This window comes from Rhodococcus sp. 21391, assembly GCF_016772255.1.
Lineage (GTDB): Bacteria > Actinomycetota > Actinomycetes > Mycobacteriales > Mycobacteriaceae > Rhodococcus_F > Rhodococcus_F opacus.
Genome location: NZ_CP063781.1, coordinates 5,243,248 through 5,256,829, shown reverse-complemented (window position 1 = coordinate 5,256,829; position 13,582 = coordinate 5,243,248). Strand labels below are relative to the sequence as shown.

14 protein-coding genes are annotated in these 13,582 nt (G+C 68.4%); 6 read left to right on the top strand and 8 right to left on the bottom strand.

All coding sequences use genetic code 11. The features are described 5' to 3' along the window. The first annotated feature begins 20 nt into the window (after positions 1–20). The 3 genes from GO592_RS24190 to GO592_RS24180 all read left to right on the top strand — a co-directional run bounded on the left by GO592_RS24190 (position 21) and on the right by GO592_RS24180 (position 3,873). The gene (locus GO592_RS24190) at positions 21–1,289 is read left to right on the top strand and encodes an MFS transporter (protein ID WP_039951531.1); all 1,269 of its coding nucleotides are present in this window, start codon (positions 21–23) and stop codon (positions 1,287–1,289) included. 92 nt (positions 1,290–1,381) lie between these two features. Further along, the gene (locus tag GO592_RS24185; RefSeq protein ID WP_007297917.1) at positions 1,382–2,962 is read left to right on the top strand and encodes an FAD-binding oxidoreductase; all 1,581 of its coding nucleotides are present in this window, start codon (positions 1,382–1,384) and stop codon (positions 2,960–2,962) included. Beyond that, positions 2,959–3,873 carry a diacylglycerol kinase gene (locus tag GO592_RS24180; protein ID WP_007297916.1) on the top strand — a complete coding sequence of 305 codons (915 nt, stop codon included), beginning with the start codon at positions 2,959–2,961 and terminating at the stop codon, positions 3,871–3,873. Before GO592_RS24185 ends, GO592_RS24180 begins: the two co-directional genes overlap by 4 nt. Before the next feature lie 4 nt (positions 3,874–3,877). Here GO592_RS24180 and GO592_RS24175 read toward each other — a convergent pair whose 3' ends face one another. Continuing rightward, positions 3,878–4,261: an RNA-binding S4 domain-containing protein gene (locus GO592_RS24175; protein ID WP_007297915.1), complete on the bottom strand. Its 384-nt coding sequence runs from the start codon at positions 4,259–4,261 to the stop codon at positions 3,878–3,880. Positions 4,262–4,308: 47 nt separating this feature from the next. Further along, a complete protein-coding gene (locus tag GO592_RS24170) occupies positions 4,309–5,799 on the bottom strand; it encodes an MFS transporter (RefSeq protein WP_039951534.1) in 1,491 nt (496 codons plus the stop codon). A gap of 6 nt (positions 5,800–5,805) precedes the next feature. Between GO592_RS24170 and GO592_RS24165 the strand changes: the two genes are divergently transcribed. Beyond that, positions 5,806–6,333: a GNAT family N-acetyltransferase gene (locus tag GO592_RS24165; RefSeq protein ID WP_082324933.1), complete on the top strand. Its 528-nt coding sequence runs from the start codon at positions 5,806–5,808 to the stop codon at positions 6,331–6,333. A 53-nt stretch (positions 6,334–6,386) separates the two neighbouring features. Then, complete coding sequence (locus GO592_RS24160; RefSeq protein ID WP_007297912.1) at positions 6,387–6,806, top strand: hypothetical protein; 420 nt, start codon at positions 6,387–6,389, stop codon at positions 6,804–6,806. 14 nt (positions 6,807–6,820) lie between these two features. On the opposite strand, the gene GO592_RS24155 is transcribed toward GO592_RS24160, so the two are convergent. The 3 genes from GO592_RS24155 to GO592_RS24150 form a co-directional block, all read right to left on the bottom strand. Continuing rightward, positions 6,821–8,266, bottom strand: coding sequence for an MFS transporter (locus GO592_RS24155; RefSeq protein ID WP_007297911.1), 1,446 nt, complete (start codon positions 8,264–8,266; stop codon positions 6,821–6,823). An 86-nt stretch (positions 8,267–8,352) separates the two neighbouring features. Then, complete coding sequence (locus tag GO592_RS44640) at positions 8,353–8,763, bottom strand: hypothetical protein (protein ID WP_237720453.1); 411 nt, start codon at positions 8,761–8,763, stop codon at positions 8,353–8,355. Beyond that, positions 8,742–9,596, bottom strand: a complete 855-nt coding sequence (locus GO592_RS24150; RefSeq protein ID WP_237720452.1) for a hypothetical protein — start codon at positions 9,594–9,596, stop codon at positions 8,742–8,744. Before GO592_RS24150 ends, GO592_RS44640 begins: the two co-directional genes overlap by 22 nt. Positions 9,597–9,687: 91 nt before the next feature. Between GO592_RS24150 and ubiG the strand changes: the two genes are divergently transcribed. Further along, positions 9,688–10,521 (top strand): bifunctional 2-polyprenyl-6-hydroxyphenol methylase/3-demethylubiquinol 3-O-methyltransferase UbiG, encoded by an 834-nt coding sequence (gene ubiG, locus GO592_RS24145; protein ID WP_007297910.1) that lies wholly within the window; start codon positions 9,688–9,690, stop codon positions 10,519–10,521. Here ubiG and GO592_RS24140 read toward each other — a convergent pair. The 3 genes from GO592_RS24140 to GO592_RS24130 form a co-directional block, all read right to left on the bottom strand. Then, positions 10,518–11,366: a 3-hydroxybutyryl-CoA dehydrogenase gene (locus GO592_RS24140; protein ID WP_005561875.1), complete on the bottom strand. Its 849-nt coding sequence runs from the start codon at positions 11,364–11,366 to the stop codon at positions 10,518–10,520. The genes ubiG and GO592_RS24140 overlap by 4 nt on opposite strands. A 74-nt stretch (positions 11,367–11,440) precedes the next feature. After that, positions 11,441–12,601: an acyl-CoA dehydrogenase gene (locus GO592_RS24135; protein ID WP_005255941.1), complete on the bottom strand. Its 1,161-nt coding sequence runs from the start codon at positions 12,599–12,601 to the stop codon at positions 11,441–11,443. A gap of 160 nt (positions 12,602–12,761) precedes the next feature. Further along, complete coding sequence (locus GO592_RS24130) at positions 12,762–13,472, bottom strand: TetR family transcriptional regulator (RefSeq protein WP_007297909.1); 711 nt, start codon at positions 13,470–13,472, stop codon at positions 12,762–12,764. Between the last annotated feature and the right edge of the window lie 110 nt (positions 13,473–13,582).

Sequence of the window (13,582 nt, the reverse complement as noted above, 5' to 3'; positions counted from 1 at the left end):
GGGGGGTAGTTTGATCTGCGATGAGCAGAGTGTGGTTGGTGTGGGGCGTCGGGGTTGTCGCTTATATCGTCGCCGTCCTGCATCGAACCTCGTTCGGTGTGTCGGGCCTCGCGGCGACGGAACGATTTTCGATCAGTCCGAGTGTGTTGTCGGGTTTCGTCGTACTCCAGATCGTGGTGTACGCGGGGATGCAGATCCCCGCCGGTGTGCTCCTCGACCGGTACGGATCGCGAGTCATGATTTCCGCGGGCGCCCTCATCATGGCGTCGGCGCAGATGCTGCTCGCGCTCACCGAATCGCTGCCGCTGGCGGTCGCCGCGCGCGTTCTCGTCGGCGTCGGCGACGCGATGACGTTCATCTCCGTGCTGCGCCTGGTGCCGCAGTGGTTCGCGCCGCGGCGGGTCCCGCTCGTGTCGCAGCTCACCGGCATCTTTGGTCAGATCGGTCAGATCCTGTCGGCGCTGCCGTTGATGCTGTTGCTGAACGGGCCGGGCTGGAGTTTCGCGTACGGCAGCGCCGCGTCGCTCGGTTTGCTGTCGTTCGTGCTGGCCGTCTCCGTCATCCGCAATGCGCCTCCCGGTCTGGAGGTGGTGGCCGCGCCCGCCGGACTGCGAGAGGTGGGCAGGCAGATCCGCACCGTGTGGGGGCGTCCAGGCACCCGGCTCGGGTTCTTCACCCACATGGGCACGCAGTTCTCGATGACCACGTTCGCCCTGCTGTGGGGTGTGCCGTACCTGAGGTCGGCGCAGGGATTGTCGCCGGCGGAGGCCGGTTCGCTGCTGACCCTGTCGGTGATCTCGGCGATCGTGGCCGGCCCGATCATCGGCATCCTCAGCGGCCGTTTCCCGATGCGCCGCTCCTATCTGGTGCTGGCGATCATGATCAGCAATGCGGCGATCTGGACCGTTGTCCTGTCGCTGCCGGGTCCGGCGCCGATCTGGTTGCTGATCGTGCTCGTGATGGTGATCTCGGTGGGCGGCCCCGGTTCGATGATCGGTTTCGACTACGCCCGCATGTTCAACCCCAGCACCAGCATGGGAACGGCGCAAGGAATGGTCAACATCGGCGGCTTCCTGGCGTCGTTGCTGGTCATCCAGGCGATGGGTCTCATCCTCGATGCGATGGGCGGGTACTCGTTCGACGCGTTCCGAGTGGCCTGGCTCGTGCAGTACCCGGTTTGGATCGTGGCGATCACGGGTGTTCTGGTGACGCGTGGGAAGACACGGAAACAGATGGGATTGGTGCTGCGGCCCATCCGGCAGGTGTGGCGGGAGCGGGGCGGTCGCTGAAGAGGGCTAGTTACACTCTTACATGATGTGTAACACTATAACGCATGAGCAATGAGCGATCGGAAGATCACGCCGTCCTGACGGCACCCCCGATGCAGTGGGACGCCTGGGGCGCGCCGGAGAAGCACAAGATCCTCTCGGACGGCATCAAGGGGCTGCTGCAACAGGCCCTCGGCGTCACGATCAGGGAGCCCTCCGACCGGGCGGCCGACGACGTCGTCCTGGCTCCGAGCGCACTGTCCGACCAGCAGGTCGCCGCTCTCGCGGGCATCGTCGGAGAACAGTTCTGCAGCACCGCGCACTCCGACCGGCTGCTGCGTTCCGGCGGCAAGAGCACGCTCGACCTGTTGCGCCGCCGCAGCACCGAACCGCAGAACGCGCCCGACGCCGTCGTCACCCCCGGTACGGACGATGAGGTCGCCGACGTGCTCCGATACTGCGCCGACCACGGCATCGCCGTGGTGCCGTTCGGTGGCGGAACGAGCGTGGTCGGCGGGCTCGACCCCGTGCGCGACCGATTCGACGCCGTCGTCTCGTTGGACCTGCGCCGGTTCGACGCGCTCATCGACCTCGACGCCGACTCCGGCATCGCGACGCTGGGAGCGGGTGTGACGGGTCCGCTCGCCGAGGAACTGCTCGGCGCGCACGGCTTCTCGCTCGGGCACTTCCCGCAGAGCTTCATGTTCGCGACCATCGGCGGCTTCGCAGCAACCCGGTCGTCGGGGCAGGCGTCCGCGGGGTACGGGCGGTTCGAGGACATGGTGCAGGGACTGCGGGTGGTGACCCCCACCGGGACCCTCGACACGGGGCGCGCCCCGGCCTCCGCGGCGGGTCCGGACCTCGGCGAACTGTTCGTCGGGTCGGAGGGAACGCTCGGCGTCATCACCCGGGTGCGGGTGCGGGTGCACGCGGTCCCCGACACGACCGTCCGGGAAGGGTGGAGTTTCCCCGACTTCGAGACGGGCGCGGCGGCTCTGCGGGCGTTGCGGCAGGAAGGTGCGGTCCCGACCGTGCTGCGACTGTCCGACGAGGCGGAGACGGCGGTGAACCTCGCGACCACCGACAAGATCGGTGAGGAGACCGTCACCGGCGGCTGCCTGGCGATCACGACGTTCGAGGGCACCGCCGAGCACACCGCGGAGCGGACGGCGGAGGCTCGCGCCGTGCTGGTGGCGCACAGCGGCACGTCCCTGGGCGAGGAGCCTGGAAACGGCTGGGAGCACGGCCGTTTCGATGCACCGTACCTGCGCGACTCGCTGCTCGACGCGGGAGCGCTGTGCGAGACGCTGGAAACCGCGACCACCTGGGGCAACCTCGCTGCGCTCCGCACCGCCGTGACCACTGCGCTGACGGAGTCGCTGGCCGGGCAGGGCACCCCGCCGCTCGTCCTGTGCCACATCTCGCACACGTACCCGACCGGCGCCTCGCTGTACTTCACCGTCGTGTCCGCGCAAGCGGAAGACCCGATCGAACAGTGGCGGAAGGCCAAAACCGCCGCCGGTGATGCGATCATCGCCGCCGGCGGAACCATCACCCATCACCACGCGGTCGGAGTCGACCACCGTCCGTGGATGCGGGACGAGATCGGCGACCTGGGCGTCGCGATTCTGCGGGCGGTCAAGGACGCGGTCGATCCTGCGGGAATCCTCAACCCCGGCAAGTTGATTCCGTGAGCACGCAGCAGGTGATCGAGAAGGTCACCGTCCTCGTCAACCCCCTCGCCGGACACGGTCACGCACCCGTCGCCGGCCGCAAGGGGGTGGCGCGCCTGCGGGAGCGCGGGGTCGCCGTCACCGAAATCATCGGCACGGATGCCGATCACGCGCGCATGCTGGCGCGCCGGGCGATCGACGACGGCACCGACGCGCTCGTCGTCGTCGGCGGGGACGGCGCCATCAGCATCGGGCTGCAGGCGGCCGCGCAATCCGGGACACCGGTCGGGCTGATCCCGGCCGGCACCGGCAACGACCATGCGCGCGAATTCGGTATCCCCGTCGGCGATCCCGTCGCCGCGGCCGACGTGATCGCCGACGGGGAGGTGCAGGAATCCGACCTCGCCCGCATCACGCTCGCGGGCGGCGCGGTGGTGTGGGCGGGCACCATCGTCGCGAGCGGATTCGACTCGCTCGTCACGGACCGCGCCAATCGGATGTCGTGGCCCAAAGGCCCGATGCGGTACAACCTCGCGATGTTCGCCGAGCTGACGCAGCTCCGCCCGCTGCACTACACCATCGAACTGGACGAGGAGACGTTCCAGGTGGACGCCACCCTCGTGGCGGTGGGCAACGGACGCTCGTACGGCGGCGGCATGCAGATCTGCCCGGGCGCGGACAAGACCGACGGCCTGCTCGACGTCACGGTCGTCGACTACGGTCGCCGGGCGAGGCTGGTCCGGTTGTTCCCCCGCGTCTACAAGGGCACTCACGTGGATCTCCCTGACGTGCAGACCTACCGTTCGCGGAGGGTGCGATTGCAGTGCGACGGCATCACGGCGTACGCGGACGGCGACCGGGTCGGTCCGCTGCCGATCACCATCGAGGCGGTGCCGGCCGCCCTGCGCATCCTCAGCCACACCCCGGCCTGAGCGGTCACAACCCGCGCAACCGGTCCATCTCGCGGCGTTCGCGTTTGGTTGGCCGGCCTGCACCGCGGTCGCGTTGCGGTATCGACGCGAGGACTTCGCGCGGTGGGGGCGGTGGTGTGTTGTCGGTGTAGCACTCGACCGCCACCACCGCACCGACCCGTTTGGTGATGGGCCGGACGACCTCGACGATGCGTTCGACACCCGCCGCGCGAATGCGGACCTCGTCACCGGCCTTGACCGGCTGCGCGGGTTTGGCGGTGGTGCCGTTGACCCGCACGTGCCCCGACCTGCAGGCGGCCGCCGCCGCGGAGCGCGTCTTGAACAGCCGGATCGCCCAGGTCCAGCTGTCGACCCGGACGCTCGCGGGATCGGTACCGGAAATCGCCACCCGACCAGGATACGAAAGCGCGCGTGACGGTGTGGCCTGCGGGCGCGTCACCCGTTCGGCGGAGTACGGTTCGACCGGGTGAGGGTCGGTTGCACTGCCGGGCCGGTGACGTCGCAATGTGGTTTGCATGCAACCGAATCCGGGACGGGACCAAGCGGGGTGGGAGCCGGCGGGGCGGGCGCCCGGATCAGGGCTGCGGCGATGGTCGCCCCGACGAGGAGCAGTGCGATGCAGATGAACATCGCGACACGGAAGCCGTGCGAGAAGCTCTCGGGGTCGAGCACGCTCTCGGCGTCGATCCCGGCGATCCCGGGGAGTGCGGCCACCGCCAGCAGCTGGCTGGTGCGTGCGACGGCGTTGTTCACCCCGGAGGCGATGCCGGACTGGTCTACCGGGACGGACCCGAGCACGGCGGCGGTCAGCGGTGCGACCATGGCGGACAGTCCGAGGCCGAAGAAGACGACGCCGGGGAGCACGACCGTCCAGTAGTTCGCATCCGGCCCGATCCGGGTCATCAACAGCAGGCCGACCGCCGCGAGTGCCGGCCCGACGGTCATCGGCAGTCGGGGACCGTGGGTCTGGGCGTAGCTGCCGGCGCGGGAGGAGAACGCCAGCATCGCCAGCGTGATCGGGATGGTGGCGACCCCGGCTTCGATCGGCGAGTATCCGGCCACCAACTGCAACTGCAGGACCAGCAGGAAGAAGACGCCACCGAGTGCGGCGTACACGGCGAGCGTCACCAGGTTCGCCACCATGAACATGCGCGACGCGAACAGGCTCGGCGGCACCAGCGCGTTCGGTGAGCGCCGTTCCACCGCGACGAACACGATCAGCGCGACGGCGCCGACCACCCCGGCGACCAGGTTCATCTCGATCAGACCGTAGGTGAGCGCGCCGAGACCGACCACCGCGCACACCGACCCGAGCACGTCGAGATGATCGGGCGGATGCGGGTCGCGGCTCTCGGGGACGTGCCGCATCGATGCCCACACGACGACGACGGCGAGCGGAAGATTGAGCAGGAACACCGACCGCCAGCCGGCCACCTCCACCAGCCAGCCGCCCAGTAGAGGTCCGATCGCCCCGGCCACCCCGCCGAGCCCCGACCACAGTCCGATCGCGGCGCCCCGATCGTCCTCGTGGATCGACGCCGAGATCAGAGCGAGGCTGCCGGGGGTCAGCATCGCTGCCCCGACACCCTGGAGAATCCGTGCGATCACGAGCATCGTGATGTCGGGTGCGATGCCGCACAGGAGTGACGCCACCGCGAACCAGACCGTCCCCCAGACGAAGACGCGGCGCCTGCCCCAGCGATCCCCGAGCGCCCCGCCCAACAGGATCAGCGACGCGAGGGCGAGGGTGTAGCCGCTCAGTACCCACTGCATTCCCGCGACATCCGACCCGAGGTCCTCGCCGATGTGCGGCAGGGCGATGTTCACCACCGTCCCGTCCAGTAGCGCGAGGCTGGAGCCGAGAACGGTGGCGGTGACCACCCACCGTCCCTGGCGGGTGCTCAGGCGCAGCACGGTCTCGGTCATCTCCCCATGGTGCGCCGCGGTCCAGGCAGTGGGGTGCTCGTTGCGATTTCTCGCGCCGGCTTCGGCATACTCGAGCGCGTGTACATCGAAGTCGACGACCTGTCCCGCGAGGCCGTGCACGGTCTGCTGGCAGAGCACCTGGCGGACATGCGTGCGACGTCGCCGCCCGACAGTGTTCACGCCCTCGATCTGCCCGGCCTGCGGGACCCGTCGGTCACGGTGTGGACGCTGTGGGACGAGGAGACGGTGCTGGGAACCGTGGCCTTGCGTGAGCTCTCGCCTGCCGAAGGCGAGATCAAGTCGATGCGGACGGCCACGGAGGCGCGCGGGCGGGGCGTGGCCACCCGGCTTCTCGCGCACCTGGTCGACGCGGCGCGGGCACGGGGGTACGTCCGGCTCAGCCTCGAGACCGGCATCGAGGATTTCTTCGCCCCGGCCCGGCGCCTGTACACCGAGCACGGCTTCACCGAATGTCCCCCGTTCGGGGACTACGGCAACGATCCGAACAGCATCTTCTTCACACTCTCCCTGTGACGGCCCTGTCCGTGCGACACTTTCCGCCACGCACCTCGATATACGGAGTACTCATGGACATCAAGCGCAAGGTCGCAGTCGGGGCCGTCGCGGTGGCCGGCCTGTGTCTCGTCGCCGCGGGGACGGCCGCAGCGGACCCGGTGCCGGCGCCCATGCCGCCGCCGCTACCCGCGCCCATGCCGGTCCCGCTGCCTGCCGGGACGTACGTCGGCACCACCAACGTTCTCGGTGGCGACCTGATCTGGAAGGGCAAGACGTTCGGACCCGGGTGGGTCATGGACAACTTCGGGCTGTTCTTCCCGTACATCTTCGGCATGACCACTCCGGAAGCGAGCGGCTCCCTCGTCACCGACTACAGCCCCTCCGGGCTTCCCTTCCTGACCGACCGGATCACGCCGAGGCCCGACGGGACCTACGAGGGCACCGTCTACATCAACGGCAACCCGGTGGCGGGGTACGCCCTCCACAAGTAGCAACCGGCAAGGGGCTACACCTTCGACGGCGCGAGCGGTTCGGGAATCGAGTTCGGCGCCGCGAGGGTGGCGCGACGGGTGGGAATGGCCAGCGTGATCGCCGCGGCGACGAGTGCGACACCGCAACCGATCAACAGGCCGGTTCGGAAGCCGCCCTCCGTCGGCAGGGTGTGGCCGGCGACCTGGACGCTCATCTGGGCGAGGACCACTCCGACGACGGCCGCGGACACCGCGGTGCCGACTGAGCGCATCAGGGAGTTGACACTGTTGGCGGAGGCGGTCGCGGACTGCGGCACGGCGCTCATCACCAGAGCGGGCATCGCGCCGTAGGCGAGGCCGACGCCCGAGCCGCAGATGCAGGTCACCACGACCAGGCCCCACGTCGACCCCATCAGGAACATCGACGACCCGTAGCCGAGCGCGATGACGAGGCTGCCGACGAGCAGGGTGACCTTCGGTCCACGGGTGGACGACAAGCGTGCCCCGAAGGGGGAGACCGCCATCATCATCAGGCCCGAGGGGGCCATCCACAGGCCCATGGCCAGCATCGACTGTCCCAGGCCGTACCCCGTCGACGCCGGCAACTGCAGGAGCTGCGGAACGATCAGGGACTGGGCGTACATGGCGAAGCCGACTACGACGGACGCGGCGTTGGTCAGCAGTACCTGACGGCCGGCGATCACCCGCAGGTCGACCAGTGGTTCGGGAGTGCGGAGTTCCCACCAGCCCCAGGCCGTCAACGCGACGGCCGTGGTCGCGAACAAACCGAGGGTGTTGCTGCTCGCCCAGCCCCAGTCGGCGCCCTTGGACACAGCCAGCAGCAGCGACACCAGTCCGACGCCCAGTCCGACTGCCCCGATGGGATCGAAGCGGGCCTTGGGACCGTGGACGGGCGTGGCGGGCACGAAGAACCAGAGCAGCACGGCGATCAGCGCGCTGAGCCCGGCGGCGCCCCAGAACAGCACGCGCCAGCTCGCATTCTCCGCGACCGTTGCGGCGAGCGGCAGACCGAGGGCGCCGCCGATGCCCATGGACGAGCTCATCAAGGCGATGGAGGAGTGCAGGCGCTCGGGCGGCAGCAGGTCCCGCAGTGCGCTGATTCCGAGCGGAATCATGCCCACACCGATGCCCTGCAATCCTCGGCCGATCACCATCGGGGCCAGGGACGTCGCGAGTGCGCAGACCACCGAGCCGAGGACGAGCGGCACCGTGCAGATCAGCATCATTCGCCGCTTGCCGTACAGGTCGCCGAGACGTCCGGTGACCGGTGTCGCCACGGCGCCGGCGAGCAGCGTCGCGGTGATCACCCACGATGCGTTGGAGGCGGTCGTGTCGAGCAGTCGGGGGAGGTCGCCGATCAGCGGCACCACGAGGGTCTGCATGAGCGCGGCGACGATGCCGGTGAATGCCAGCACGGCGATGAGGCCGCCTGGCCGGACGGCGGGCGTCGGACTGTCCACACGAATCTCCTCAACTCTGCGAAACACAATTTGTGCACCATACACAGCGTATGCATGATGCACAACGTATGTATCGTGCAATGAGCTCAGGTGGGGCGTTTTCCGAGGTGAGCGGCAGCGAGACCGCACGCGACCACGGCAGCCACGGACAGTCCGGTCGATGTCCACGCCCACGAGTCCGGCCCCAGCGTGCTCTCGGATTCGACGAGCGGCGCATACGCCGTCCACCCGTAGTCGGCGATCAGCGGGACGGCCAGCGCGGCAGGCACCGCCAGTGATGTCGCGGTGACCGGCTCGCTCGACGGCAGACTCGACGCGACCGTGTACGAGGCCGCGAGCGGAAGGAGGAGCCACGTCGCCCCGACGTGCAGGTTGTCCCACGGCGGGTGCTCGAACAACGCCGACGCGGCCACGACTGCGAGCGCCGCGATGCCGAGCACCGGCTGCGGGAAGCGCCGGCCGAGCACGGCACCCGTCAGCACGAGCGCCGCGGGCACCAGCAGCCACGGCCAGGAATCCGGGAACGCGCCACACCGATGTCCCCCGCGGCGACGAACGCCATCGCGGCGAGCAACACGATCCCGGTGCGGCTCTCCAGCCACAGCGAGGCGGCGATCACCGCCACGACCAGGACGAGTCCGAACATCCACCTGCCGTGCATCGCACCGTAGGTGCCCACGTTCCAGACACGTCGAACGAACCACCAGTACAGCACCAGCCCGATCAGCGGCAGGACGATCCCGACGACGAGAGCGCGCGCGCTCACCGCGACGTCCGTCCGCTCACCGAAGTCGCCGGACGCCAGCGTGACGGCCAGAACGACGCACGTGAGCGCGAGGACGGTCAGCGCCACCGGATCGACTGCGGGTTCCGGAAGGTAATCGGCGTAGCGCCGGGGAAAAGACGTCCGGAAGTGGTCGATCGGTCCGGCGAGGAGGAGTCCGGCGAGAACCCCCGCCGCGAGTGCGGTCTGCAACCATGCCCGGTCGGCGGTGGCGCACAGTCCGACGAGGCCGCCGAGCAGCAGGCCCGCACCGACTCCGCCGAGGTACACCTCGAAATCCCACGGCCCCGTCGACGGAGCGACACCCAGCAGCGCGAGACCGGCGAACGACAGCGTCGACAGGATCCGGCGGGCACGAACCAGCGCTGCCACCAGGACGGCGACGACCGCAGCCAGGAAGGCTCCGGCGGACGGCCCGGCATACAACGCGTCCAGGCGGTCGCCGCCGACCACGAACGCGAACTCCCTGGACGTGGTGGACGTCAACGCAATTCCCGCGACGAACCCGCCCAGCAGCAGGCACACATGCGAGACCCTGAATGTCATCCCCTGAGCATCGCGTAAGGGCACCGGCCTTGAAGTGACCGACGCTCAGGAGAAGGCTGGAGGTCGTCGCTGTGCCGTCGGCAGAGAAGGGGTGGTCCGCTTGGTCATCGACAACGACGTGTACAACCGTGTGGGGGAGTCGTGGTGGGAGGAAGACAACCCACTCAACCTGCTGCACGGAAGCCTCACGCCGGGACGATTCGCCTACTTCCGTAAGGTGCTCGGCGAGACGGTCGGTCGTGACCATCACGGGCTCCGCGCCCTCGACGTCGGGTCGGGCGGTGGGTTCCTCGCGGAAGAGTTCACCCGCATCGGTTTCCGGGTGACGGGCATCGATCCGTCCCCCGTGTCGGTCGACACCGCACGGCGTCACGCAGCCGGTTCGGCCCTCGACATCGAGTACCGCATCGGGTCGGGCGAACAGCTGCCGGTACCGGATGCCGCGTTCGACGTCATCTACTGCTGCGACGTCCTCGAGCACGTGTCGGATCTCGACGGCGTGATCGCCGAGACGTCCCGGGCGCTGAAACCCGGCGGCCTGTACCTGTTCGACACCATCAACCGCACATTCGCCAGCAAGCTCGTCGCGATCAAGATCATGCAGGAGTGGCGGATGACCCGGATGTTCGACACTCCCATCCACGACTGGTCGATGTGTATCCGCCCCGCGGAGCTGGAGCCGATCATGGCGCGGCACGGACTGCGGCTCGGCGAGGTCGTCGGGCTCGGGCCGCGGTCGAAGAATCCGCTCCGGCTCCTCGACCTCGCCCGGGCCGGCGGAACACGGCTCAGTTACGGGGAGTTGAGCCGCCGGCTCGACTTCGGGCAGATCCGGAGCACGGCCATCTCCTACATGGGATTTGCGGTCAAGAACGGCGAAAGCCCGCCGCGACGACGCGACGGGCTTCCAGAGAGGCGTGACTAGCTGTAGTCGTAGAAGCCCTTACCGCTCTTCTTGCCGAGCTGTCCGGCGTCCACCTTGCGCTTGAGCAGCGTCGGGGGAGCGTAGTGCGGCTCGGCGAACTCCGCGTACAGCGACTCCGCCGCGGCGAGGGTGATGTCGAGACCGACGGTGTCGATCAGCGTCAGCGGGCCCATCGGGTAACCGCAGCCGCCCTTCATGGCCTCGTCGATGTCCTCGGCGGTGGCGTAACCCGACTCGAGCATCCGGACCGCCGACGTGAGGTACGGGATGAGCAGCGCGTTCACGATGAAACCCGCACGGTCCCCGGCCCGCACCGTCTTCTTGCGCAGCGTGTTCTTCGCGTAGTCGGTGACCGCGAGGACGGTCTCCTCCGATGTGACCAAGCTGACCACGATCTCCACCAGCGGCATTACCGGCACCGGGTTGAAGAAGTGGACACCCACGACCTGCCCGGGGCGCTGCGTGGCGTTGGCCATCTTGATCAGCGGGATGGACGACGTGTTGGACGCCAGGATGCCCGACGGCTTCACGATCTTGTCGAGCTTCTGGAAGATGTCGACCTTGAGCGACTCGATCTCCGGCGCCGCCTCGATCACGAGGTCGCGGTCCGCGAACTCCTCGATGTCGAGGGTGACCCGCACGCGGGCGAGCGCGGCATCCGCGGCGTCCTGGTCGAGCTTGCCCGCCTTGACCCCGCGAGCCAGGGACTTCTCGATGCGGGCCTGCGCGGCCTCGGCGAATTCCGGCTTGGTCTCGAGGATGAGAACCGAGCTACCGGCCTTGATGCATACCTCGGCGATGCCGGCACCCATGGTGCCGCCGCCGATCACGCCTACTAGTTCCACAAATTCTCCTCACGTAGCCGTGCGCCTTTTTGGTAGCGGGAGCTACCAAAAAGGCGCACGGGCGGCGTAGCCGCCTACTTCAACAGTGCACGCGACATCACGACGCGCTGGATCTGGTTGGTGCCTTCGTAGATCTGAGTGATCTTCGCATCACGCATCATCCGCTCGACAGGGAAGTCGGTGGTGTAGCCGGCGCCACCGAACAGCTGGACGGCGTCGGTGGTGACCTCCATTGCGACGTCGGAGGCGAAGCACTTGGCGGCCGCGGAGATGAAACCGAGGTTCTTCTCGCCGCGCTCGGCACGGGCCGCGGAGGTGTAGACCATGAGGCGTGCGGCCTCGACCTTCATCGCCATGTCGGCGAGCATGAACTGCACGGCCTGGAAGTCGCTGATCGACTTGCCGAACTGCTTGCGGTCCTTGGTGTAGGCGAGAGCGGCGTCGAGGGCGCCCTGTGCGAGGCCGACTGCCTGCGCGCCGATGGTGGGACGGGTGTGGTCGAGGGTCTGCAGCGCCGTCTTGAATCCGGTGCCGGGCTCGCCGATGATGCGGTCGCCGGGGACCTTGCAGTTCTCGAAGTAGAGCTCCGCGGTGGGCGAGCCTTTGATGCCGAGCTTCTTCTCCTTCGGTCCGACGACGAAACCCTCGTCGTTCTCGTGGACCATGAACGCGGAGATGCCGTTGGCGCCCTTGTCGGCGTCGGTGACGGCCATGACGGTGTACCAGCTGGACTTGCCGCCGTTGGTGATCCAGCACTTGGAGCCGTTGAGGATCCAGTCGTCGCCGTCGGCCTTGGCACGGGTGCGCATGCCGGCCGCGTCCGAACCGGCCTCACGCTCGGACAGCGCGTAGGACGCCATGGCCTCGCCGGACGCGAGCTGCGGCAGGACCTGCTGCTTGAGTTCTTCGGACCCGTTGAGGATGAGGCCCATGGTGCCGAGCTTGTTGACGGCGGGGATCAGGGACGAGGAGCCGCAGACGCGGGCGACCTCTTCGATGACGATGCAGGTGGCGACGGAGTCGGCGCCCTGGCCGTCGTATTCCTCGGGGACGTGGATGGCGTTGAACCCGGAGTTCACGAGGGCGACGCGGGCCTCCTCGGGGAAGCGTGCGTCCTCGTCGACTTCCTTCGCGTAGGGTGCGATCTCCTTCTCGGAGAGCGCGCGGATCGCGGACCGCAGTTCGTCGTGCTCTTCACCGAGCTTGAACAGATCGAAGTCCGGATTTCCGGCCATGGGGCGCTCCTTGCTGAGTCTCGACGGCACCGAGTCTGAATAGGCACTCCGTGCCAAGGACTTTGTCGTTCAGGTGGGCCGCAACGTTCGTGGTCGGCAAACTACTGCCACTACAGTGCAGTCAACCACGGCACTGAGTGCCAGTCAAGGGTGGTTGTCGTCACCCGGCCACTGAGCCCCGGCGCCGGGACAGCTGGGCCTGGATACGCCCCGTGATCTCCTCCACCGGCGTTCCCGGCGGGTACGACACCACCAGCACCGCGTCCTGTTCCTGCGTCGATGACCCCGGAGCGACGCCGAACGTCCGGCGCACGTCGAGGAGGGCCCGCTCGAGTTCCTCGGCGGTGGCGTCGGGGTCGCCCTTGATCATGTTCCGGAGCAGGAAGTTGTGGCACGCGGTGACGGCGGCCGCGAATCCGATGACCTTCAGGACCGGCTCGGTGGGTACGACCCCGCGCAGGTAGTCGACGAACAACCGCTCGTAGCGGAAGCCGGTGACGATCTCCCGGTCGCGCAGGGCGGGAACCCGCTGGACCACCTGGTACCGGCGAGCCGACAGCTCCCGGTTCTCGCGAAACCTGTCGAAGACCAGGCCCGCCGTCCTGCAGACCGCCGCCCACGGGTCGTCGGAATCCGTGGACAGATAATCGCCTGCCTGCTGCAACAGCGATTCGTGATCGGCGAAGATCACGTCCTCCTTGGAGCGGAACTGGCGGAAGAACGTCCGCCGGGACACGCCCGCGGCGGATGCGATCTGCTCGACGGTCGTCGCTTCGTACCCGTTCTCGGAGAACAGCCGGATGGCCTGCGCCACCACGTGGACGCGGAAGTCCGCGGGATCGATGCCGGGTGTGTCGACGCGCTCGGTCATGGGGCCCAGTATCCATTGGCGGCTTTTGTCCCGCAGTGCCCTGGACCCGGCGCGTCCGAGGGGCGGATACTCGAAACAGTGCGTCCGTCCTGGTAGGGCGGGGCGAGGTC